The 22944-nt window shown below is 34.3% G+C and carries 26 protein-coding genes; 8 read left to right on the top strand and 18 right to left on the bottom strand.

Translation table 11 applies throughout. The features are described from left to right. The first annotated feature begins 21 nt into the window (after nt 1-21). Entirely contained in the window at nt 22-501 is a 480-nt protein-coding gene (locus tag V7719_RS01335; RefSeq protein WP_335728054.1) for a YybH family protein, read from the top strand. A 162-nt stretch (nt 502-663) separates the two neighbouring features. Here the strand turns inward: V7719_RS01335 and V7719_RS01330 are convergent, their stop codons facing one another. Then, complete coding sequence (locus V7719_RS01330; RefSeq protein WP_335728053.1) at nt 664-945, bottom strand: STAS domain-containing protein; 282 nt, start codon at nt 943-945, stop codon at nt 664-666. A gap of 339 nt (nt 946-1284) precedes the next feature. On the opposite strand from V7719_RS01330, the gene V7719_RS01325 reads away from it, so the two are divergent. Next, the gene (locus V7719_RS01325) at nt 1285-2604 is read left to right on the top strand and encodes a S28 family serine protease (protein WP_335728052.1); all 1320 of its coding nucleotides are present in this window, start codon (nt 1285-1287) and stop codon (nt 2602-2604) included. Here the strand turns inward: V7719_RS01325 and V7719_RS01320 are convergent, their stop codons facing one another. The 7 genes from V7719_RS01320 to V7719_RS01290 form a co-directional block, all read right to left on the bottom strand. Then, nucleotides 2605-3852, bottom strand: a complete 1248-nt coding sequence (locus V7719_RS01320) for an NAD(P)/FAD-dependent oxidoreductase (RefSeq protein WP_335728051.1) — start codon at nt 3850-3852, stop codon at nt 2605-2607. It abuts the gene before it with no gap. Next, nucleotides 3853-6111 carry a S9 family peptidase gene (locus tag V7719_RS01315; protein ID WP_335728050.1) on the bottom strand — a complete coding sequence of 753 codons (2259 nt, stop codon included), beginning with the start codon at nt 6109-6111 and terminating at the stop codon, nt 3853-3855. 11 nt (nt 6112-6122) lie between these two features. Then, nucleotides 6123-7133 carry a 4-hydroxyproline epimerase gene (locus V7719_RS01310; protein WP_335728049.1) on the bottom strand — a complete coding sequence of 337 codons (1011 nt, stop codon included), beginning with the start codon at nt 7131-7133 and terminating at the stop codon, nt 6123-6125. After that, on the bottom strand, nt 7126-8847 hold the full coding sequence (locus V7719_RS01305) for a DUF885 domain-containing protein (RefSeq protein WP_335728048.1): 1722 nt from the start codon (nt 8845-8847) through the stop codon (nt 7126-7128). Before V7719_RS01305 ends, V7719_RS01310 begins: the two co-directional genes overlap by 8 nt. 16 nt (nt 8848-8863) lie before the next feature. Beyond that, on the bottom strand, nt 8864-10447 hold the full coding sequence (locus V7719_RS01300) for an aldehyde dehydrogenase (NADP(+)) (RefSeq protein WP_335728047.1): 1584 nt from the start codon (nt 10445-10447) through the stop codon (nt 8864-8866). Beyond that, a complete protein-coding gene (locus tag V7719_RS01295) occupies nt 10444-10710 on the bottom strand; it encodes a DUF1272 domain-containing protein (RefSeq protein ID WP_335728046.1) in 267 nt (88 codons plus the stop codon). The genes V7719_RS01300 and V7719_RS01295 overlap by 4 nt, the downstream gene beginning before the upstream one ends. Before the next feature lie 130 nt (nt 10711-10840). Then, a complete protein-coding gene (locus V7719_RS01290) occupies nt 10841-11755 on the bottom strand; it encodes a dihydrodipicolinate synthase family protein (RefSeq protein WP_335728045.1) in 915 nt (304 codons plus the stop codon). 159 nt (nt 11756-11914) lie between these two features. On the opposite strand from V7719_RS01290, the gene V7719_RS01285 reads away from it, so the two are divergent. Further along, nucleotides 11915-12772, top strand: a complete 858-nt coding sequence (locus V7719_RS01285) for an AraC family transcriptional regulator (protein WP_335728044.1) — start codon at nt 11915-11917, stop codon at nt 12770-12772. On the opposite strand, the gene V7719_RS01280 is transcribed toward V7719_RS01285, so the two are convergent. Continuing rightward, nucleotides 12759-13337: a PhnA domain-containing protein gene (locus V7719_RS01280; RefSeq protein ID WP_335728043.1), complete on the bottom strand. Its 579-nt coding sequence runs from the start codon at nt 13335-13337 to the stop codon at nt 12759-12761. The two genes, V7719_RS01285 and V7719_RS01280, sit on opposite strands and share 14 nt — an antisense overlap. Nucleotides 13338-13398: 61 nt before the next feature. Here V7719_RS01280 and V7719_RS01275 point away from each other — a divergent pair, with 61 nt between their 5' ends. Continuing rightward, nucleotides 13399-13875 (top strand): GNAT family N-acetyltransferase, encoded by a 477-nt coding sequence (locus tag V7719_RS01275; protein ID WP_335728042.1) that lies wholly within the window; start codon nt 13399-13401, stop codon nt 13873-13875. Here the strand turns inward: V7719_RS01275 and V7719_RS01270 are convergent. From V7719_RS01270 to V7719_RS01235, 8 genes are read right to left on the bottom strand one after another with little or no spacing between them, the layout of a single operon-like run. Further along, nucleotides 13870-14232 (bottom strand): MmcQ/YjbR family DNA-binding protein, encoded by a 363-nt coding sequence (locus tag V7719_RS01270; protein ID WP_335728041.1) that lies wholly within the window; start codon nt 14230-14232, stop codon nt 13870-13872. The genes V7719_RS01275 and V7719_RS01270 overlap by 6 nt on opposite strands. Next, nucleotides 14229-14630, bottom strand: coding sequence for a GNAT family N-acetyltransferase (locus V7719_RS01265; protein WP_335728040.1), 402 nt, complete (start codon nt 14628-14630; stop codon nt 14229-14231). The genes V7719_RS01270 and V7719_RS01265 overlap by 4 nt, the downstream gene beginning before the upstream one ends. Continuing rightward, nucleotides 14627-15238, bottom strand: a complete 612-nt coding sequence (locus V7719_RS01260) for a DUF4230 domain-containing protein (protein ID WP_335728039.1) — start codon at nt 15236-15238, stop codon at nt 14627-14629. Before V7719_RS01260 ends, V7719_RS01265 begins: the two co-directional genes overlap by 4 nt. A 2-nt stretch (nt 15239-15240) precedes the next feature. Beyond that, a complete protein-coding gene (locus V7719_RS01255) occupies nt 15241-15594 on the bottom strand; it encodes a DUF4260 domain-containing protein (protein WP_335728038.1) in 354 nt (117 codons plus the stop codon). Nucleotides 15595-15596: 2 nt separating this feature from the next. Then, nucleotides 15597-16346: a cyclase family protein gene (locus V7719_RS01250; protein WP_335728037.1), complete on the bottom strand. Its 750-nt coding sequence runs from the start codon at nt 16344-16346 to the stop codon at nt 15597-15599. Then, nucleotides 16346-17476, bottom strand: coding sequence for a radical SAM family heme chaperone HemW (gene hemW / locus V7719_RS01245; protein WP_335728036.1), 1131 nt, complete (start codon nt 17474-17476; stop codon nt 16346-16348). Before hemW ends, V7719_RS01250 begins: the two co-directional genes overlap by 1 nt. Beyond that, nucleotides 17473-18027 (bottom strand): crossover junction endodeoxyribonuclease RuvC, encoded by a 555-nt coding sequence (gene ruvC, locus V7719_RS01240; RefSeq protein WP_335728035.1) that lies wholly within the window; start codon nt 18025-18027, stop codon nt 17473-17475. Before ruvC ends, hemW begins: the two co-directional genes overlap by 4 nt. After that, complete coding sequence (locus V7719_RS01235; protein ID WP_335728034.1) at nt 18027-18662, bottom strand: outer membrane beta-barrel protein; 636 nt, start codon at nt 18660-18662, stop codon at nt 18027-18029. Before V7719_RS01235 ends, ruvC begins: the two co-directional genes overlap by 1 nt. A gap of 46 nt (nt 18663-18708) precedes the next feature. Between V7719_RS01235 and V7719_RS01230 the strand changes: the two genes are divergently transcribed. Genes V7719_RS01230 through V7719_RS01215 form a run of 4 tightly spaced genes read left to right on the top strand, consistent with a single transcriptional unit; the run spans nt 18709 to nt 22470 of the window. Continuing rightward, on the top strand, nt 18709-19680 hold the full coding sequence (locus tag V7719_RS01230) for a lysylphosphatidylglycerol synthase transmembrane domain-containing protein (RefSeq protein ID WP_442969041.1): 972 nt from the start codon (nt 18709-18711) through the stop codon (nt 19678-19680). Next, nucleotides 19680-20807 carry a glycosyltransferase gene (locus V7719_RS01225; RefSeq protein ID WP_335728032.1) on the top strand — a complete coding sequence of 376 codons (1128 nt, stop codon included), beginning with the start codon at nt 19680-19682 and terminating at the stop codon, nt 20805-20807. The genes V7719_RS01230 and V7719_RS01225 overlap by 1 nt, the downstream gene beginning before the upstream one ends. A 50-nt stretch (nt 20808-20857) precedes the next feature. Next, on the top strand, nt 20858-21733 hold the full coding sequence (locus V7719_RS01220; protein ID WP_335728031.1) for a hypothetical protein: 876 nt from the start codon (nt 20858-20860) through the stop codon (nt 21731-21733). Then, entirely contained in the window at nt 21733-22470 is a 738-nt protein-coding gene (locus tag V7719_RS01215) for a Bax inhibitor-1/YccA family protein (protein ID WP_335728030.1), read from the top strand. The genes V7719_RS01220 and V7719_RS01215 overlap by 1 nt, the downstream gene beginning before the upstream one ends. Here the strand turns inward: V7719_RS01215 and V7719_RS01210 are convergent. Next, the gene (locus tag V7719_RS01210) at nt 22457-22933 is read right to left on the bottom strand and encodes a hypothetical protein (RefSeq protein ID WP_335728029.1); all 477 of its coding nucleotides are present in this window, start codon (nt 22931-22933) and stop codon (nt 22457-22459) included. The genes V7719_RS01215 and V7719_RS01210 overlap by 14 nt on opposite strands. Nucleotides 22934-22944 lie beyond the last annotated feature (11 nt).

The raw sequence follows: 22944 nt of genomic DNA, 5'->3' as shown, positions 1-22944 counted from the left end.
TTAGAATCTAAATATATACTTATGAAATTAAAATTTGCTTATTACCTGTTAGTGATTCTGTTGATGTCTTGCCAATCCGAGACTAAAGATGTCCATGCTATAACTGCTACTGAAGTTATTTCCGAAGAAAGTGTTGAAGATGCCATGGCTGCTATAAAAGAAGTCATGTCTGCTCAAGAAATTGCATGGAATAATCATAACCTCGAAGGTTTCATGAAAGGTTACTGGAATGATAAAAACCTTAAGTTTTATGGCAGTAGCGGGCTTACCAAGGGCTGGAATAACACACTAGACAATTATACAAAAGGGTATCCAACGAAAGCTGAAAGTGGCACATTACATTTTGTTGTCAATGACATTTCTAAAATTGAAAATGATAATTATTGGGTCATGGGTGAATACCATTTGAAACGAGAGGTAGGCGATGCCAATGGTATCTTTATGATTATCTTTAAAAAGATTGATGGGCAATGGAAAATCGTTGCAGATATGTCCTGTTAATGACTTTTATCGTTTGACTTTGTTGTCAAAAAAATGAGTGGGTTTTTCTAAATATGAAATATAAAAATAAAGCATAGCCCCAGCCAGGGTTCCTTTTCCTATTGAAATAGTGAGAGAAAAAGAGCGTTCTCTTACATTAAACCTAAATGGTAAGAGGCTCCTTTAGGCTGCCGTCTCTTCAGACTTAAAATGATTATATAAGTTGCCTTGACCTAGTCCAATAATTGACAAACGTTTGTTTTTAACCAAAGCTTCATTATGTAATTGAGCAATTGCGCTTACGCCATAACGATCAATACTGGTCAAATTTTCAATGCTTACGGTAATAGTATTTGCTTTTTCAAAAACATTTCTAAATTGTTTTCTAAATAGGTGAATGTTGTGTCTGTCTAAAGACCCTTTAACTTTAAAAAAGTTATTTGCTTGTGTAATTTCTAGGTTCATAATAATATGATTTAAGTTAATGTTGAAATAACTCTACTTTGCTATTAATCAATATCATTATTCATGCCGTTTTATTAAGTTTCAAATAAAAGCTAGCATTGTAAATATCAGAAATAAAAAAGGATAACTATTATATTTTCGATTAAATGTATAATTGGTTGGTTTTAGATTATAAATAGTCTTTTTAAACCGATAAACAACACATTTTGAATAAATTGCAACAATCCTTCTTAAGGTATTTGAAGTGTTTTTCTGCCCAAAAACACTAAACTTATGTCATATTCTTTAGAGAATAACTATTTTTACTATCAATCAAATTTCAAAAATAAAATACCTGTTATGAAACCAAAGCATCTTTTTTATGCCCTACTTTTTACTATAGCTATAGTAAGTTGTAAATCAACACAACAAGTTATAACACAAACGCCTACAAAGGATATTTCAAACTTTGAAAAACTTGCGTCTATAAAAAATGTCGTCAGCATCGAAAAAAAAGAACCAACAAGTCACTTTGATGAAAATTATGAACTATGGTTTGAACAACCTGTAGATCATAATGACGCTTCAAAAGGCACATTTAGACAACGTGTGTTTTTAGGCTATGAAAGCCAAAACTTACCCGTAATTGTAGAATTAAGAGGCTATGGCATTGGATCTGAAAGCGCAGGTGAACTGGCAGCACATTATAAAGCCAATCAGTTAAGCATTGAACATCGTTACTTCAATAATTCTCGTCCAGATGCTATTGATTGGAATACTTTAACGGTTAAAAATGCTGCTAAAGACCAAACCAACATCATTAATGCTATTAGAGATGCTATATTTCCAAATGCCAAATTTGTAACAACAGGTATTTCTAAAGGATGCCAAACGACTATGGCACATCGTCGGTTCTTTCCAAATAACGTAGATGCTAGCGTATGTTATGTTGGGCCCTTAAATTACAAGCGTGAAGATCCAAGAGTGTATCAGTTTTTAAAAACCGTTGCTACAAAAGAAGATAGAGACAAAGTTAAAGCCTTTCAAAATTTATGTTTTGAAAATAGAGTCGCATTATTACAACTTATGAAAGATGAAGCAACTAAAAAGAACATGTCTTGGGAGTTTGGTGCGCAAAAAGCCATTGATTATACCATTCTAGAATATTCTTTCGCATTCTGGCAATGGGGAATTTCTGTTAGCAGTATTCCTCCTCAAGATGTATCAGTAGAAAACATATACAAGCACCTCATTGATGTTGTTGGCTATGGGTTTTTTGAAGAAAAAGCAGTTGATGATCTTCAACCCTATTTCTGGGCTGCACTGACAGAGCAAGGTATTTATGGTTATGAAACGGCACCCTTTAAAACCTACTTAAATACTGAAGAAATCTACAAATTTGATTGGGCTTTGCCTGAAGGCATTTCTAAGGAATACAACTTAAAACCAATGCAGGAGATTAAATCGTTTTTAGATAATTCGGCAGAAAAGATGTTGTTTATTTATGGAGAATATGATGCATGGAGTGCTACTGCTGTGGAATTAACTAGTACTGCGAAAAATAGAGAGTTGTACAAGTTTGTAAAACCTAAAGGCGATCATAGAACACGAATTAAAAGTTTTTCTACTGAAACGCAACAATCCATTTATAATATCATTGATGGTTGGATAGAGAACTAATTAAAATCGTCTATCTGGATTAAAGTGAGTTACTGGAATTGATGTTGTTTTATCTGCTATAATTTCTGAAATTAATTTACCCGTAGCTGTTGCCATACTCCATCCCATCATAGCATGTCCAGTAGCAATTGTAAGATTTTCACACTTTGAAGATTTCCCAATATAAGGTAATCCATCAGGAGATACTGGACGCAAACCTGAAGCCGCATTGTCTTTTTCTTCGGAATTTAAAGTGATTTCTGGATAATATTGGCTGGCAGCATCGGCAATGGCTTCAACTCTAACTTTATTAATAGTATGGTTGATTCCAGCGATTTCCATAGTACCAGCAAAACGTGTAAAACCATTCATTGGTGTCACTGCGATTTTAGCTTCGGCCAGAATTGCAGGAACAGTTATTCCCGTTGATTGGGTTGTATTAATTCGATAACCTTTACCAGCTTGAAGTAGCAAATTTAATCCTAATTTTTTACTCAATAGATATGACCATGAACCTGCTGCTAAAACAAATTCATCTGCGTTTAAAACTTGCTTATCGGTTGAAATTGAAATTACTTTTCCCTTAGAAACTTCTAAATCTTGAACTTTTTCATTTTTATAAAACTGAACACCAACAGCAGCCAAATGTGCTTTCATGTCTTCCATAAATTCATGTGGCGTTGAATGTGAATCACACTCATAATAGGTAGCGCCTTTAATATTCATTTTGACATTGGGTTCGATATGTTTCAATGTTTCCAAACTGATAGCTTTAGCATCTAGACCTTCGGCTTTAGCTATCTCTGCAGTTTTCAGTTCTTCTTCCAACACTTTTTCTGTCTGACACAGTATTAAAAGTCCTTTATTTTCATAATGAAATGAGAAATTTTCATTGCGCCTAATATCTTCATATAATTCCTGACTCAACAGCGTCATAGACTTTATTGCTGGAATCGCTTTGGCAACATTTGTTGGGCTACACGATTTATTGAACGCCCAAACCCATTTTAAAAAGTCCTGTTCAAGTCTTGGTTTGATATATAATGGACTGGATGAATTGAACATCCATTTCAATCCTTTTTTCATGACACCTGGAGCAGATAATGGGATAATATGACTTGGTGACAAATAACCTGCATTAACATAAGATGCGCCTGCATCCAAATTAGATTGATCCACAATCGTGACCTGACACCCTTCTTTTTGAAGATAATATGCAGAACACAATCCAATAACTCCGCCTCCTATAACAATTACTTTTTTACTCATTTATTCCCATTCAAAATTCCAAATTGGCTCTGATTCTAATAGATACTTTATAAAATAATTCCAACGTTTTTTAATAAAATATTTTCTGTGTTCGCCTTGATAACCGTGTTGTTGGCTAGGTAAAATTAGCAAATCAAATTCTTTATCTGCTTTCACTAATGCTTCAGCCAATTTAAATGTTGCTGAAGGGTTTACATTATCATCCAATCCACCATGAACCAATAATAATTTGCCTTTTAAATGCTTTGCATTGGTAATATTTGATGCGTTTTGATAGGTCGAATCAACTGGCCAGCCTTGATACATTTCTGGCCACCAAGCTTTCTCCATTCTAAAATCGTGATCTGCAGAACTTGCTACACCAACTTTATAAACATCTGGAAATCCTAACATAGCTCTTCCTGCATCATATCCACCAGCTGAATGTCCAAAAACTCCAACTTTATCTGTATCAATCCAAGAATACTTATCGCCTAAAAATTTAATAGCCAACACATGATCTTCCAGGTTATTTTCCATGTTTTTATACGAATGGTCATGAAATTCTTTTGAGCGTCCAGAAGTTCCTAAACCATCCACCATCATAACAACAAACCCTAACTCTGCTATAGATTGATTCATAAACCCTCGATTAAATGTTTTTGGAAAGACTTGCGTGTGAGGCCCAGTATATGAATGATCAATTATTGGATAAGATTTTGAAGGATCAAAATTTGTTGGCTTCCAAAGCGCTCCATAAATTGTGGTTTTACCATCTTTAGCTGTTAATTCGAATGTTTCTGGAACTTTCCAGCCTTTTGACAACGCTTCATCTACGTTGGCATTCGTCAATTTTGTCAATACGCTTCCAGATGTCGACGTTCTTAAAACAGTTTTTGTTGGAATACTTATAGTTGAATAGTTATCTACAAAATGCTTACCATCTTCAGAAAAACTAATTTCATGATGCGCTAATTCTGGGGTTAACAAAGTGGTTTTACCACTAAAATCTACTTTGTACAATTGCTGATGATATAGATTGTTATTTGCTTCTTTTCCTGATGCTAATACATAAATTGCCTCATTATCTTCATCAGTATGAACAACGGCATTAATATAATAATTGCCTTTGGTTAGAGCAGTTGTCTTATCCGTTTTTAAATCAACCATATACAGTTGTCGCCAACCGCTTCTTTCTGATAAGAAAACAACTTTTTGTTTGTCTTCAAGTTTTCTAAACCAAAAATTATCAATATTAGTTTTACTTGTTTCTTCAACAATAACTTGTTCTACTCCAGTGTTAAGATCAACCTGTTTTAAGATTTCCTTCTTATAACCACGTTCAGAATAATTTGCTAATAATTGCCCTGACTTCTTAAACCACTCAACACCAACAGAATTGATATGAGTTCCTCTTGGCAAACTTGTTTTAACTTCTTTCTTTGTTTCTATACTATAAAAAACGGGTTGAACATGTACCATTGTTGTATCTCCAGGAGAACCACGATAATAAGACACTAATTTGGGTTTATATAGTGAATCTATGCTATAATCTAAGAGATACATTTTTTCAGCATTACGTGTATCTACAATTGGAGCTACAATCCATTTTGAATCTTCAGACCAATTCACAAAAAATCGTTTCGGTCGTTCTCCATTTTCGCCTTCCATTTTATCATCCCATCCATACCAAGAAGCATATTCATAATGCTTTTGTCCATCAAAACTTAATTGATGTACTTCTTCATCTTCCGTAGATTTTATAAACAGGTTATAATCTTTAGTATAAGCAATCCATTTACTATCAGGAGATTTTGTTTCAAATGGATTATTCTCTTCCTCTTTTTCATCCTCTACGATAAGTAACGTATATGATTTTAAATCTAAAGTATAGGTTTTGCTATCTATACTAATTGTTAGGTTTCCGTTGTCTGTTTTTTGAATATTAGACAGTGAAAGATCATTGCCTTTAATGTCATTTTCCATGACCTTACTCAAAGCTGCTGCTAATTTAGCATGATCAAACAACACTTCAACTTTATAATCTGAAAAGGAAACTGTTTTGTAGACTTTTGATTGTTTAGAATACTCAATAAACCAAATTCCGGATTTATCCTCAAACCAATTTGCATTTGTATTTAAATTAAAAACTGTTTTATTATTGTAATTATCATAGATAAAACTAACCGCTCTTTTATAATCATCTTTTGTGATTTTTTGAGCTTGTACTGATCCTATTGAAAAGCTCATTACAATAAGAAAATAATGCAATTGTTTCATCTGTTTCGTTTTTAAATTACCTGAAATCCGAACGCATACGGATCATTTTCAGGATCAATTGTTATAGTATTATATCCAAAGATTTTCGCCCAACCTTGAATGCTTGGGATTATGGCTTGTTGTCCTGCTATGGTTGTTTCTTCTTCAACAAGTCCAATAAATTTTGAACCAATAAAACTTTCATGAATAAATGGTTTTCCTAGATCTAATTGTCCTTTAGCATATAATTGCGCTAAGCGTGCTGATGTTCCTGTTCCACACGGACTTCTATCTATGGCTTTATCTCCATAAAATACAGCATTTCTACCAGAAGATGATGTATCAATTGGATTACCTGTCCACAACATGTGTGTTACATCGCGTATGGTATCATTTTCTGGGTGAATAAATCGATTTGGATATTTTTTATTGATTCGGTCCCTAACGACTTGCGAGTATTGGACAATCTGACTAGCTGTGAAATTATGAACTCCTGAAAAGTGCTCTTGCTGATCAACAATCGCGTAAAAATTTCCACCATACGCGACATCAAAGACAATCTGACCTAATTCTGGACAATCAATCGATAAGCCTTCAGCAGCCAAATAACTTTTCACATTGGTTAATTTCACCCAATCTACTTTATTTCCTGTTTGCTGATAGTCAATTTCTACAAGACCTGCTGGCGCTTCCATCCTTATTTTTCCAGGTATTTTTGGAATGACTAGACCTTCTTCAATAGCGATAGTAATCGTACCAATGGTTCCATGGCCACACATAGGTAAGCAACCCGACGTTTCGATAAACAAAATGGCAAAATCATTATCTGGATCATGTGGTGGATACAAAATACTTCCGCTCATCATATCATGGCCACGAGGTTCAAACATCAAACCTTTACGAATCCAATCATAACTTTTCAAAAAGTGTTGACGCTTTTCACTCATAGAACCTCCTATCAATTCTGGTCCTCCTTCTTTAATTACTCTTACAGGATTTCCACAAGTGTGCGCATCAATACAAACAAAAGTTGATTTACTCATTCTTAAGCTTTTCAATATAAGTGTTCACTCGTCTTTCAAGAATTCCTAAAGTAACTGTACCTTGTTCTAATATAATTTCATGGAAGTCACGAATATCAAACTTTGAACCTAATTCGGTTTCTGCTTTTTGTCTCAACTCTCTAATTTTGAGTTCTCCGATCTTATATGATATTGCTTGTCCAGGCCATGAAATATAACGGTCTGTTTCTGTAGTAACCTCATGGATTGACAAAGCCGTGTTTTCAGACATATAGTCAAGCATTTGCTGCCTCGTCCAGCCTTTTGCATGAACTCCAGTATCAACCACTAAGCGACAGGCGCGCCACATTTCGTAAGTTAACTGACCAAATTTTTCGTAAGGCGTTGTATAAATATTCATTTCATCGACTAAATATTCTGAATATAATCCCCAACCTTCTCCGTAAGCTGACAAATACAATCCTCTTCTGAAACTTGGAATCGATTTAGGCAATTCATTATTCAATGAGATTTGTAAATGGTGTCCAGGAACTGCTTCATGTGCTGTTAAAGCAGGAATTGTATACAAAGTTCTACTCGGTAAATTATACGTGTTTACCCAATAAAATCCAGCAGTTGTTTCGCTATACGAACCTGAATACCGTCCTACTGTGTAGTTTGGAGCAATGTCTGCCGGAACGGGGACAACACCATAAGGTTTTCTTGGTAAAGTTTTAAAGAACCTTGGTAATTCTGCATCTATCCGTTTTGCAATGTCTCTTGCGAACATCAATAACTCTTTTGCTGTTTTTGGATAAAATTGTTCGTCAGTTCTAAGAAACTCTATGAAATCTGCGAAGCTACCTTTGAAACCTAAATCATCAATAATACTTTGCATTTCTGCTCTGATTCTTGCCACTTCTTTTAATCCGATTTGATGGATATCATCAGCTGTGTATTGATTACTTGTAGTGAAATAATTGATTCTATTTTGATAAAACTCTTTACCATTTGGAATGGTTGATATGCCCAATCCTTTTCTAGTATTAGGGAAATATTCATCTTCAAAAAAGCTTTTAATTTTTTTATATTGATTAACCCCATTTTTTTGAACACTTGCTTTTGCAGCTTTAACAATAGAGTCTTTTAATGGTGTTGAAAAGGATTCTGGTAAATTAAGAAATGGTTTATAAAATTCACTTGTTGTAACATCTGTAACGATATGTTTGTCATAGGTATCTTCATAGTTATTAAAAACCACTCTAGGCTGTGCCATGCCTTCTTTTATTGCTGTTCTCAATATATTGATATTGTAATCAACCCTTTTTGGCAAATCCTCAAGGCCTTTTAGATAGTCATTTACTTGTTTCTTAGTTTCAAGTGTTCTATTCCCCATTCTGCTTAGATTCAAATGAAAAGCAGCCTCGTTTGTAATCGTATTTAAGAATATTTTGTAAGTATTTGTGTCCATTTTATCTTGCAACTCAAACAGTAATAATTCTCTTGAAATTTTTTCGGTCTCAGATAAGCCTTCTTCTGAAACGGTTTCTAATTCTTCCTTTAGGTTCTTTGCAAAATCAGCTTCAGCTTGATAATATTTTATGGTACTCTCAACAGATTCATTCATCTTAAACCCGTGATCTCTTTCTGCTTCATATTTTGCAATAATTGCATTTAACTTATCCGAATTTGAAAGTGGTTGAAAGGATAGTAATCCTAAACATATAATGATTAATAAATACCTGAAGCTTTTCATAAAAACATATTAAAAATTAAATTTTTTGATTCGTAAACTTGCCATTTAAGGTTCTAGTAATCTCTAAAGGGTTTTCATTTTTGAGTTCACTTGGTAATAATTCATTGGGCCAATCTTGATAGCTAAATGGTCTCACCCAACGTTTTATAGAATGAATACCAACTGCAGTAAAACGACTATCTGTAGATGCTGGATATGGACCTCCATGGACCATTGACGGACAAACCTCAACACCAGTTGGAACGCCATTATAAATGATACGACCTACTCTATTTTGTAATGCTGAAATGACCTCTGCATAGTTTGCGGCCTCGGTGTCATCTGCTATAACAGTTCCTGTCAATTGTCCTTCTAATTTTGAAATAACCTGTTCTAGTTGATTTGCACCTTCACATTGAACCACTATAGAATATGGTCCAAATACCTCTTGATGAAGTGTTGGATTCTCTATGAAAGTTGAGCCTTTAACTATCGTAATCGTTTGTTTCGCATAATTTGGTTGGACTTCCGAATTATAATCAACACCAACAGTTAAATCAGTTTGTGCAATGGCTTTCGCTTTATTCGTTTCGTAAGCCCCAACAATATTTGGATGCAACATACAGGATGGCTCTATGTTTACTATTTCTTCGGAAAGTGTCGTAACAAAGTGTGACAAGGCATCACTTTCAATTCCTAATAGCAATCCAGGTTTCGTGCAAAATTGTCCCGTTCCTAAAGTAATGGAGCTGGCATATGTTTTAGCCAAAGCTTCTCCTCTATTTTTTATGGCTTTTGGTAATATAACAACGGGATTGATGCTTCCCATTTCAGCAAATATTGGAATAGGTTCTTCACGTTGCGCTGCCAAATCATAGAGTGCTCGACCACCTTTTATACTTCCAGTAAAACCAACGGCTTTTACTTTGGGATGTTTTACCAATTGCGTTCCAACTTCTATTCCGCGACTATTTAAATTAGAAAATACACCATTAGGCATTCCCGTTTTATCTGCTGCTCTTATAATTGCAGATGCCACTAATTCACCAGTACCTGCATGCATAGGATGTGATTTCACAATAACTGGACAACCAGCAGCCAATGCTGCAGCTGTATCGCCTCCAGCAGTAGAATAGGCCAAAGGAAAATTACTAGCTCCAAAAACAACAACAGGTCCTAAAGGCACCATGAGTTTACGAATATCCGATTTTGGCATAGGTTGACGTTCTGGTTCTGCAGTATCAATTGTTGCTTCAACCCAAGATCCTTCTCCAACTAATTCGGCAAAAGTTCGTAATTGCCCAACAGTTCGTCCACGTTCACCTTTTGCTCTTCCTTCAGGCAAGCCTGTTTCTGAACAATAGGTTGTGATAAGTTCGTCATCTAACGCTAAAATTTCATCGGCAATGGCATTTAAAAAATGAGCCTTTTTTTCTCCAGATATACTTCGGAAGGTCTTAAAAGCTTCAGAAGCTAAACGGGTTGCTTCATTAATTTCATCAACAGTTGCTTCTGTAAACACGTGACTGTTTTCAATATTTAACTGTGGATTGAAGGTTGTGTACGTTGTTTGTCCGTTGGCTGATTGTTGATCGCCTATATAGTTTTTTCCTGTTATCATCTTTTCTTAATTCGTTTTTGGTGCAATTCTAGATCTACAGGTTTATGAACCACTTTTGTAGATACTGGATATTTTTTTAATAATGCTTCTGGTCGGATAGGTCGTTTTTCAAATCCGCCACCACAATTTGGACACACATGCTGCAATATAGTTTCGACGCAATCGATGCAATAGGTGCATTCAAATGTGCAAATCATAGCGTCTTCTGAATCGAATGCCAAGGCTTTGTTACAATGTTCGCAAGTTGGTCTTATGTCTAACATTTATTATGTTTTAATCTATTTTCTTGTTACCCAAAACTCGTGTTAAGGATTGCAGCGACATCCTTTTGTTTTCACAAAAGATATAGCGTAAAGCCTGACCACGGCAAAGCGTGGTAACACCCAAACTATATTATAAATTTTTATAATCTGGAAGCGTCGGTCTCGTTTTCAAACCATCTTCAATCACTTTAAGCACATGTTTGCGTTCTTCGCCATACAAAGGTAAGCGTGGCGCTCGAACGGTTTCGGTACCGATACCTGTAGCAACTTCGGCTAACTTTATGTTTTGCACTAATTTAGGGTTTATATCTAACTCTAGCAATGGTAAAAACCAACGGTAGATATCTATGGCTTCTTTAATTCGTCCTGCTTTTTGGAGTTCATAAATGGCAACCGTCTCAGCCGGAAATGCGCATACCAAACCAGCAATCCAACCATCTGCTCCCATAAGTAAACTTTCTAGAGCTACGGTATCAACGCCAGTCATGATTTTGAGTCGGTCACCAAAACGGTTTTTGATTCTTGTCACATTAGACACATCTCTAGTTGACTCTTTAACCGCTTCGATATTATCACATTTTAGCAGTTCATCAAACATCTCTAAAGTCACTTCGATATTATAATCTACTGGATTATTGTACACCATAATTGGTAAAGATGTGCTATTAGCAACAGCTTTAAAATATTCAACTGTTTCTCGGTCTCCAGACTTGTAGCGCATAGGCGGCAACATCATAAGGGCTTTCGCTCCATCTTCTTCAGCATTTAGCGCTGCTTGAACAGCACTTTTAGTAGATTGTTCAGCAATATTAATTAGTACAGGAACTTTACCTTTTACAATATCTACAGTGGTCGTTGTTAGTGTTCGTTTTTCATCATCACTCAACGTACTCGCTTCTCCAAGTGTTCCTCCTAATACAATGCCATGCACACCAGCTTCTAACTGTGCGTTAATATTATGCTCAAACATTTTTAAGTCTAATGTATCTGATGCTGTGAATTTTGTGGTTACTGCAGGCATAACACCTTTCCATTCTATGCTCATAAATTATGTCTTTTTAATACTGTAAAATTAGTGTAGTATTTCAAAACTAAATAATGGCTATTTATCCATTATTGATACTATATTATTCCTAATACGCCTAAAAAACAATAAATAGAATAGTATTTGCGTATATTAGATATTGAATTTAATTCTGAAAACATGAAAGTTTTACCATTTAAAATCCCGAAGCCTGACTTTGATGCCCTAGTTTTTCAGGAAGATAAAGGCACTATTTTTTTTGACAAATTGCATCAGCACAAAGAAATACAGTTGAGTTTAATTATTGAAGGCGAAGGCACATTAATCGTAGGAGACACTATAAATTATTACAAAACCGGCGATGTCTTGGTGATTGGCAGCGCTATTCCTCATGTATTTAGAAGTGAGGCTTCTGCAAACCTTAACTCGCATATGTTAACCTTATTTTTTACTGAAACATCTTTTGGCTCCAGCTTTTTTAATCTGGAAGAATTGAAAGAACTGAAGTCTTTCTTTAAACGCGCAAAACAAGGGTTTAAAGCAACATCTCATAGAAAGTTAATTGCAAATTTGTTTGAACAACTAGAAAGTGCTTCAAAACTTCAGCGTTTTATCGTATTACTAGAACTCTTACAATTACTATCTAAGTCTAGTTATACGAGTTTGTCGTCTTTCATATACAATAAAACCTATACAGATATTGAAGGAAAACGCATGCGAGATGTTTTTGAGTATACGATGAATAATTTTGATAAAGACATACCGCTTTCAACAATTTCTAACGTTGCCAATATGACTAGAAACGCCTTTTGTAAGTACTTCAAAAAACGCACAAATAAGACTTATATTTCGTTTTTAAATCAACTAAGAATTGAGCATGCTTGTAAGTTACTCTTGACAAATAAGGATATGACTATTGGTGAAATCGCTGAAGGAACAGGGTTTCAAAACATATCTAATTTCAATAGACAATTTAAAGCTGTGAAGCTGATGAGTCCTTCAGAATTTAAACGCTCAAAAAGGGCTAAAGCTTTTTAACGTATTCTGTTATAATAACAGTTAGCGTCGGACCTACTTTACCTTCAATAAATGTTTCGTTTTCATGATCTAAACGAATGTTTCTAACAGCAGTGCCTTGTTTTGCAACTTGACTAGACCCTTTTATTTTAAGATCTTTAATCAATACCACAGAATCTCCTGCTTGCAATACGACACCATTCACATCTCTGTGAATTAACTTTTCAGGATCTGCTTCACCTTCTCCAGTAGCTTTGGCAAACTCCAATACCTCATCTTCCATATACATCATATCTAGCAAATCTTGAGGCCAGCCTTCATTTCGTAATCTTGATAACATTCTCCAGGCTGCAACTTGCACAGATTGATGTTCGCTCCACATACTATCGTTTAAACATCTCCAATGGTTAGCATCAGTAGTTTCTGGATCTTCAATTTGACTCACACAGATTTTACACCCTAATAAAGATTTATTTAAACTCTCGTCTTTTGTAGGAGCAAGTGTATAGACTTCCAAGTGTTCATCATTACCACATAATTCACATTTGCTATCTGCTCTCTTATTTAATTCTCTTTCTAAACTCATACATCTGAAATTTTTATTGCTACAAATGTATTGTTTTAATTTTATCTACTTATTTTTAAATATGCAAAAATTAATTGTCAGGAATGCCACACTAGCAGACATAGAAACTTTAAAAATATTTAAGCTCGGATTAATTCAAGCAGAGCTTCCTATGGATGAAACTATAAAGGAAGACGCCATTAGTTATTACGATTTAGAAGAATTAATTACAAATGACAGTTCCGAATTATTGGTTGTAGATATCGCTGGTGAGCTTGTTGCTTCAGGTTATGCCAAAATCATTCCTGATAGACCTTACTTAAAACATGACTTTCAAGGTTATTTAGGTTTTATGTTTGTACCAAAAAAGCATCGTGGAAATGGTTATAATAAATTAGTTTTAGATGCTTTATTAAAATGGTGTAAATCTCGAAACGTATATGAAATAAGATTGGATGTTTATGATACTAATCCACCTGCTATAAGCGCATATGAAAAAGCAGGATTTAAAAAGCATTTAATAAATATGCGTTTGGATATTAAGGACTTTGAATTATAAAAGCTGATCTCTCATTTTTTTAGTCATGCCCTTCACAACCATATCATAAGAATGATCAATGAGTTCGCAAACAAACTGTGGTTGCAATTCGCCTTTGTAGATGTAAACCGAGTTCCAATGTTTTTTACTCATATGCCAACCAGCAGTAATACTATCATAATCAGCACGTAGTTCACCGGAATAATCTGGATCACATTTTAAATTGACCGAGCCTTCACCTTTTTCCCATTTTTCTAACGGAAAAAGTGCAAACATCTTACCTAATACTTTAAAGACTAATGTATCTTGATCGAATGGAAAATCTTCGGTTACGGCTTTTTTCTGAAGGCAATATGCTCTTAGTTGTTCTATGTTCATTTTAATAAACGTTCCATGACTTTTTCAGGATGTTTTAACTCTGTATATCCAAATTGCTGATACAGCTTATGAGCATCAGATGTTTTTAACATCCATACCTTGCAGGACTGAAGTATAGGCTCTTCATTTATCCTTTTCATTAATTGTTTAGAATAACCTTTCCCTTTGTATTCTGGAAGAATAAACACATCCATAAGATAAGCAAAAACGACATAATCTGTAGCTATACGTGCAAATCCAATTTGTTTGTTATCTATATAGACCCCAAAACAAAAACAATGCTCAATAGATGTTTTGACTTCATCTTTCGTTCGACCTTTAGCCCAATAGGTCTCCGTTAAAAACTCATGAATTACATTGATGTTTAAACGGTTTTTATCAGTTGATATCTCAATCACTCCTTAAGTTTTTTAGATGTTTTTTCCGCAATCTTTAAAGCCGAATAATCTAGTTTCCAGCCGATAGTCTCGACAATACTTTCGATAAGCAACACCGAATCTAAAGCTTCGCGTTTGGCAATCTCATAGAGTCCGCTTTCTGGAACTTTATTCATGATATGAAGTTTGGCTTCATTGTGTAACTCAGTTAAATCTGAGGCTTCAAACTTATTAAACATACCATCAGATTTATCGTAATAGTTTAAATCGGTTTCAATACTCAGTACTTCAGGTTGTGGAAAATGAAATAATTTTACCGTTTTAGTTTTGACATCAGAATCCATTTGGATCTTGGACAAATCAAACCCTACATGTGCTTTGGCCTTGATTACTACTAAAGCTTTCTTTTTACTAGTAATGAGATTTAAAAAACGTTGTTTAACGTCTTCGTAATGATAGATTTCAGCAAAGTCTCCTTCTACTGTAATAAATTTGCAAACCTTTTTAATCTTGTCTAATAAAATTACTGATTGGGAGTTCGTTTGGCTCTTTAATCTAAATTGCTTAACAAGAGTCACAATACCTAGGGTGACTAATATGCTCAAGATGATTATAAAAAATGTATCCATAGTTAGTTTTTTCCTATACGACCTAAGTGTGTATTTGTAAATGCATCGTCAAATTTTAAGCCATAACCAAAAATTCTATCCATTGATGCATGTGCAAATAAAATGGTGCCTATTAATTTTAAAATTTCAGTTTCAAAATATATGCCAAGAAAATAAATGAGGATTGCTAATCCTTTATGATGACATATATTATAAGTAAATGCTCCTGTTTTAGGACTTATAAGATAACCCAACATACCAATATCTGGCAACAAAATTAGGACTAAAAACCACCACCAAGCATAGCTCAATTGACTAAAAAGAAAGATGCCAAGTCCTAACATTGCCAATTCTTCTATTTTAATTAATGATTTCATTTTCACTCTAATATTTTATACAAAATAGGTTTACTAGGCGTCGCATCGTTTTCAAAAGGTGCAATTTGAAGATTTAAAAAATATTCACCGTCATCAACATTATTTGGAACATAAATTAGCTCAGTAATCGTAGCATCCTTACGTAATTTCCCATTGAAATTCCAAAAGGCTTTATGTGCTTTTAACTCGCCTCCATCTTGCTCTTTATCAACGCTTGGCAAATCAATAAGCAAGTGTTTTATACCTTTCTTAACCAGAAACTCAACAGCATCTTCTTTTAAATACGTCCAATTTGTATTTGAATACTGTTGTGATAGTTTTTCTTTCAAATTAGGCATAGTTCTTATAACGATCGCATCGCGTTTCTTATTACCTAAAGCAAATTGTAATTGCGCTTTTGAGATCACGGTATCTTCACCAAATTCTTCTGGAGCAACGGTAATGACTTCAGCTAAGAAGAAAAACTGTTTTAAATTCTGATTAATCGAATGGAATTCCTTCGTGATATGACCCACACATTCGGTATGTGTGCCATGTGCATGTGGATTGAATTGAATAGTATTAAAATTCACAGCTGCACCTTCGGCAACGCTTATCACATCTTGATCGAATTTAACCGCTTCAATAGTTGGTTCATCAATATACCATGCATTCACATTAGACTTTGAAGCACGCATTGGGATTGAAATATCCAAAGGTTGTGATAAATCTATTTGCAATTTTCTAGAATTATATTGTATTGTTGTTAGCACTATAAATTAATTTTAAAGAGGTCCGACGCGATACCATCGCTCAAAAATTTTCCTTTTTTGGTGACCAATAACTTTTCATCTTCAATATACAATAAATGTTGATTTATGAAGGGTTCGGCTTGTAGTAAAAGATAGTCTTTATAGTTTTTTCCGTAGTCATTATTGACTTTTAGTAATGAAACTCCCCAAACTGTGCGCAAACCTGTCATCACATATTCATTGTATTTGTCAGTTATGCTTAATATTTCGGTTTCATTCGGAAGACTATTATCTTCAATGGCTTTAATGTATTTTGAATTGTTACGAATGTTCCAGCTTCGCTCATTTCCGTTGAATGAATGTGCAGAAGGTCCAATCCCTAGATATGATTTTGCTTGCCAGTAGGCCGAATTGTTTCTGCTGAAATAGTCAGCTTTACCAAAATTAGACAATTCATAATGCACAAAATCATGTGCTTCTAAAGTGTCTATCAACATATGAAATTGCTCTTGTGCCATATCATCGTCAACATTTTCTATCACGCCTTTTTTAATAAAACTCTCTAAAGCTGTTTTGGGTTCGACTGTTAAGGCATAACTTGATATATGGGGAATATGATAACTTAAAGCGATGTCAATATTTTCTTGCCATCGTGTATTACTTAAGCCTGGAATCCCGTAAATCAAATCAACAGAAATATTATCAAAGTGTCGTGTTGCTTCTTCCAAACACGTCTTTGCTTCCTCAGAGTTATGAGCACGATTCATAAGTTTAAGGTCTTCTTCGAAGAAGGACTGGATACCAATACTTAATCTATTAATAGGACTTGAAGCGAGCTTTAATATAACGTCTTTAGACAAGTCATCTGGATTGGCTTCGAGGGTAATTTCTGGTGCTTCGGAAACCTTATAATTTTGGTAGACAGTATCTATTAAAAATTGTAATTCGGTAATCGTCAATAATGAAGGTGTTCCGCCTCCAAAATAAATGGTCTCAACTGCGATGTTTTGAAACTCAGATTTTCGCATTTCTAATTCTTTGGCTAATGCATTTATGAGGACATCTTTCTTTTTTAAGGACGTTGAAAAGTGAAAATCACAATAATGACATGCTTGTTTGCAGAATGGTATGTGGATGTAGATGCCGCTCACTTTTTTACACGATCTTCGTTCTGCTTCACAAAGGCAGACCAACCTGAATAACTTTTACCAACTTCAACGCGACCTTGGTTATAAAAATGGCATACTGCTGCTGCTAAACCATCCATAGAATCCAAATTTTTAGGCAAGGTTTTTAAACCCAGTAAACTCTGTAACATTTTTGCCACTTGTTCTTTACTTGCATTTCCACTTCCAGTAATAGCCATTTTTATTTTTTTAGGTGCATACTCTGTAATTGGAACTTCTCGAGATAAACCTGCTGCCATGGCAACACCTTGAGCTCTTCCCAATTTAAGCATACTTTGTACGTTCTTACCGAAGAAAGGTGCTTCAATAGCAATTTCATCTGGATGATGCGTATCAATAAGTTCTATCGTTCTCTCAAAAATAAGTTTTAGTTTTAAGTAATGGTCAGAGTACTTTTTAAGGTCCAATTCATTGAGCTGAAGAAAGGACATTTTTTTACCAACCACTTTTATGAGTCCAAAACCCATGATAGTTGTTCCAGGATCGATCCCTAATATGATTTTTTCGTTACTCATTAATCGCAGTATTGACATCCACTAATGGAGAATGTAACTCCAAAAGTTAGGGTTAAAAGGTTTCCGTTAAATGAACCAAAACCTTCTGTTTCTGGCTCAAAATCTTTTCCGAAGCCAAGAATATATGACGTGTCTGCAAAAACAGAAATCTCTTGTGTAATTCCGTAATGCACTTCAAAACCAGCCATAACATTTAAAAACGAAATCTTATTTCCTCCAAAGTTCCCTAGAGGTTTTACAAAACTATAACCTGGTCCAGAATGAGCAACCAAACCCATTCGTGGAGGCAAAAATGGAATAGATTCTGTTGGATCGTAAACCAATTGTGCATTGATTCGTGTATAATTAGTTTTAAAATCTACAGAATTATCATCACTAGAAAATCGATTAAATCCAAAGTCTAATTTTGCTCCCACCTGAGGTTTAAACATGTGTTGAATTCCCAAATTTACTGTTGGGAAATTAACTGATTTCGCCTGAAAACCCTCAACAAAGCCAGACTGCGACGGACTATTTACACCGAAGGCGACTTGTGCTTTCCATTTATTTGTATCCTTTTGCGCATATGAATTAGCAAAACATGCAAACGCAATCATTAAAATAGTTAATTTTTGAAGTCTATAATTTGAGGTCATATCATTTTAATGATTTAATTTGTACCAAGAACTCATTTTCGCTTTTATGCATTTTGGTAGCCTTCCTTACAAAACTAAACAATTCTTTTTTGTACTTATTAAATTAAGTATTGTAGTTGGTGCTTTTTATTTTATCTATCGGAAATTGGCAACCAACGAGAATTTGGATTTTCATGAATTTTGGTTGTTTTTAATAGAAAACGAGTCATTTTCATTCAAAACCGTTAGTTTTTTAATCATTTTAACTGGTTTTAACTGGTTTTTCGAAGTTGTGAAATGGAAGACTTTAATAAGTTATATCAAAAATATTTCATTTAAAAATGCTTTAGAACAAAGTTTAGGCGCGTTAACTGCTTCACTTTTTACGCCAAACCGAATTGGAGAATATGGCGCAAAAGCAATTTATTACCACTCTTCAAAACGAAAACGAGTCATGCTTCTCAATTTATTGAGTAATATGATGCAAATGACAGTTACTGTTTTGTTTGGCATAATTGGCTTATGGCTTATGTATACTAAATACGATCTCAATGTCGATGTTTATAAAGTCTCAAGATTTCTGTTAATTATTATTGTTATTGGTCTTTTTTCTGTTTTGGGACTAAAGCAAAACAAGTTCATGATCAAGGGTTTTTCTATAGAAAGATTAAAAGTGTTTTTTAAACATATTCCAACCAGAATTCATGTTTTGGCTTTTGGGATTTCAATGCTTAGATATCTCATTTTCTCATTTCAGTTTTACTTTTTATTAGAACTGTTTGGCATCAGTGTGAGTTATTATAATGCTATGATTGTTATTACTAGTATGTATTTACTAGCTTCTGTGATTCCGTCGATTTTTGTTTTCGATGTTGTGATCAAAGGCAGTGTTGCTGTTTATTTATTTGCTTTAGTTGGTGTTAATGAATTTACAACACTTGGCATCGTCACCATTATGTGGCTTCTTAATTTTGTGCTTCCAAGTGTATTTGGAAGTTATTATGTGCTTAATTTTAATCTTACAAAAACCAACGATTAATGCTAGTCATCATTCTCATTATAACTGTTTTATACCTTTTTTTAATAGGAAGCCTTATTTATGGTTTTGATAAGGTTCAACCTTTTAAATTGGAAGATATTACTCCAAAAACAAAGTTTTCAGTTGTCATTCCGTTTAGAAATGAAGCTGAAAATTTACCAATACTTATAGAATCAATTTCAACATTGAATTATCCAAAATCTATGTTCGAAATTATCTTTGTGGATGATGAATCGACTGATGATTCCGCTGAAAAAATCAACAAGAATTCTTTCGATATTAAATCCATAGATATTTCAGTTATAAAAAATAAGAGAACCTCTAAATCGCCCAAAAAAGATGCGATTACTTCTGCTATAAATTCCGCAAAATATGACTGGATTGTCACTACTGATGCCGATTGCTTGTTACCAAAATATTGGTTGGATGTGTTTGATGGTTATATTCAGAAAAACAGTCCAAACCTGTTGGTTGCCCCAATAAGTTTTGGAACAGTAAGTTCATTTTTTGAACGCTTCCAATTATTAGATATCTTGAGTCTGCAAGGTGCATCTATTGGCGGTTTTGGCATTAAGAAACCATTTTTATGTAACGGCGCCAACTTAGCTTATAGAAAAGATTTTTTTAAGGACATTAATGGTTTTGAAGGCAATGCTCATATTGCCAGTGGTGATGATATTTTTCTGTTGGAAAAGGCTGTTAAGCACGATATTAATAAGGTAAAGTATATAAAAAGCGAACAGGTTATTGTACAGACCAATCCAGAATCTAATTTTAAAAGTTTAAAATCTCAGCGTGTCCGTTGGGCAGCAAAAACATCGAGCTATAAAAATCTTTTTGGGAAATTTACTGGACTTGTGGTACTGCTTATGAATGCGCTTTTGGTTTGTCTGCCCGTGCTATATCTTCTGCAAATCGTCAACCTAAAAACCGTCATTTATATTGTCTTTATAAAGTTTTTAATAGATTTTCTATTGGTATTTAAAACCGCTCGTTATTTTGGTCAAGAACACTATTTATCATCCTATTTGTTTTCAAGCTTATTATATCCTTTTTTTAGTGTATACATTGCATTTATATCAATGTTTAAGGGCTATAAATGGAAAGGCAGAACACACACCAAATAATACTATCATTTATTTTTGTTAGATTTACACAAACTGTAACCCATATCGCAATGCAAAAAATTATCTGTTTATTTTGTCTCTTATTTTGCTTTTCTTTCATGCAAGCTCAAGAGGACACTTATATGGTTAAAGGAGAACAACTCGTATTAAAAAGTGAAGTAAATGGTAAGTTGGATTTACTTTGGAACATCATCGACACAAAATATCGTTACTTCGTAAGAACTGAAACGAATACCATTATTGAGCTTAAAAACACAAAAAAGGACGGTAAATATCAGGAAGACTATAAGACATTACTTAATGAATTGACTAATGCGAGCATGTCAACAAAGCGTTTAAACCTGACGCTTTTTAGTCTCAAAGAATTTATAGACACTTACAATAGCACTGTTGATTCTAGTTACCAATCAACAGCTAAAAGAAATAAATTACAGTATCGGCTTGGCGTTTTTGGTGGCTTAACTAATAGTCCGTTTATTTCCAATCCGGACAATCTTACTACACCGTATTTTGGCGGAGAATTTGAAATTCTTGACGTTGATCAAGTATCAAGGCATGCTGTTTTCTTGCAATTTAAACATGTTACCGAACAAGATGAGCTACAATATTCTACTACAGAGTTAGCTTTAGGTTACCGTTTTAGATTTATCAATAAAGCATCTTTTAGTCTCTACGGAAATGTCAAATTCGCCACTCTAAATTTCTCTAATGCGGTTGTGATTACCGATAATAATGGTACAATAACTACCGAAGAATTTAATGAAACTGCTTTTGATGTGCCATTTATTTTTGGTGTAGGAGCAGACATAAGAGTGACTAAAAATAGTTATATCACCTTAGCGTATAACGAGTTATTTGCATTATTACTTGACAATCAAGGTAATTTCTCAACAGATTTCTCGATAGGCTACAAGTTCAATTTATAGTGAAGCTCTCTAATTATAAATCAAACAACCCCGTGTTTTCAGGTTATTTTTGGCAGGATCAAAAAACGTCCTCCAAAAAAATGACTATCACAGGAATTTTTATCAAATCTTTAAGTTGCATCATAGTCATTGCAGCGATTACAGCTTATATATGGAAGCTTAACCAAGAAGGCATGCCTGTAAAATGGTTTACACTTGGCGGAATGCTTGCAGCCATTGTTATTAGTATTGTGATATCCGTTAGACTTCATTGGGCACCATATCTAGTTCCGTTATATACTATTGCTAAAGGCTTATTTTTAGGTGGATTTTCGGCATACGCACATCAAAATTATCCTGAGCTACCTTATCAAGCTATTGGTGTGACCATCATTACTTTTTTTGTAATGCTCCTGCTGTATCAAACACGAGTTATTGTTGTGACCAAAAAATTGCGAAGCGTCATTATCACTTCTGTAGTAAGTGTTTTTGTAGTGTATATCATCTCTTGGGTTTTGGGGTTCTTCGGAATCGAAAGTTATATTTGGGGAACATCTTGGTTCGCCATTATATTTAATTGTATTGTGATTATTGTCGCTTCTTTTTCGTTGCTTTTAGACTTCGATTATATCGAACGATACAAAAACAAAGCTCCAAAATGGAAAGAATGGCTGGCCACTTGGGGACTTTTAGCAACAATCATCTGGTTGTATGTGGAAGTCTTAAGATTGATGCAGAAGTTCGCTATTCGATTTTAATAATTACCGGGAAAACAAACTGTGTTTTCACGTGCTGACTTCTCTTAATTGCTGGGAGAATTTTAGGTAATGAATCTAGACTTTTCCGAAGCAAACTATCTAATTGTGGAATTAGGGCTCTTGTAGTTTCACTACTCACAATAGCATCGATAAAAAATTGGCCTTGATTATCAATGGTGATTTTAAGTTGAACCGTATCATTAATTTCTTCGGAAACTACAATTTGATGCGAAGAAAGGTTAGTATTAAGAATGTCTCGCAATGTGTTTTCAAAACATGCTTTTTTATTTTCTTTTCCTAGAGTAGAGTCACAAGACTCGAATGTTGGATATTCGTCCACGTCCTTCCAATTGAAGGTTTGCAGTTCTTCTTCAAGAATATCTTCGGTATAGACCTTCTTCTTCTCGAAATAATCGCAAGAACAAAAAGCAAACAATACAACTAAAAGAAATAAGCGGTTCATTATGTTAAAAC

Source organism: Psychroserpens sp. (assembly GCF_036960315.1).
Taxonomy (GTDB): domain Bacteria; phylum Bacteroidota; class Bacteroidia; order Flavobacteriales; family Flavobacteriaceae; genus Psychroserpens.
The sequence above is the reverse complement of the archived record's forward strand: the minus strand, read 5'-3'. Positions and strand labels throughout refer to the sequence as shown.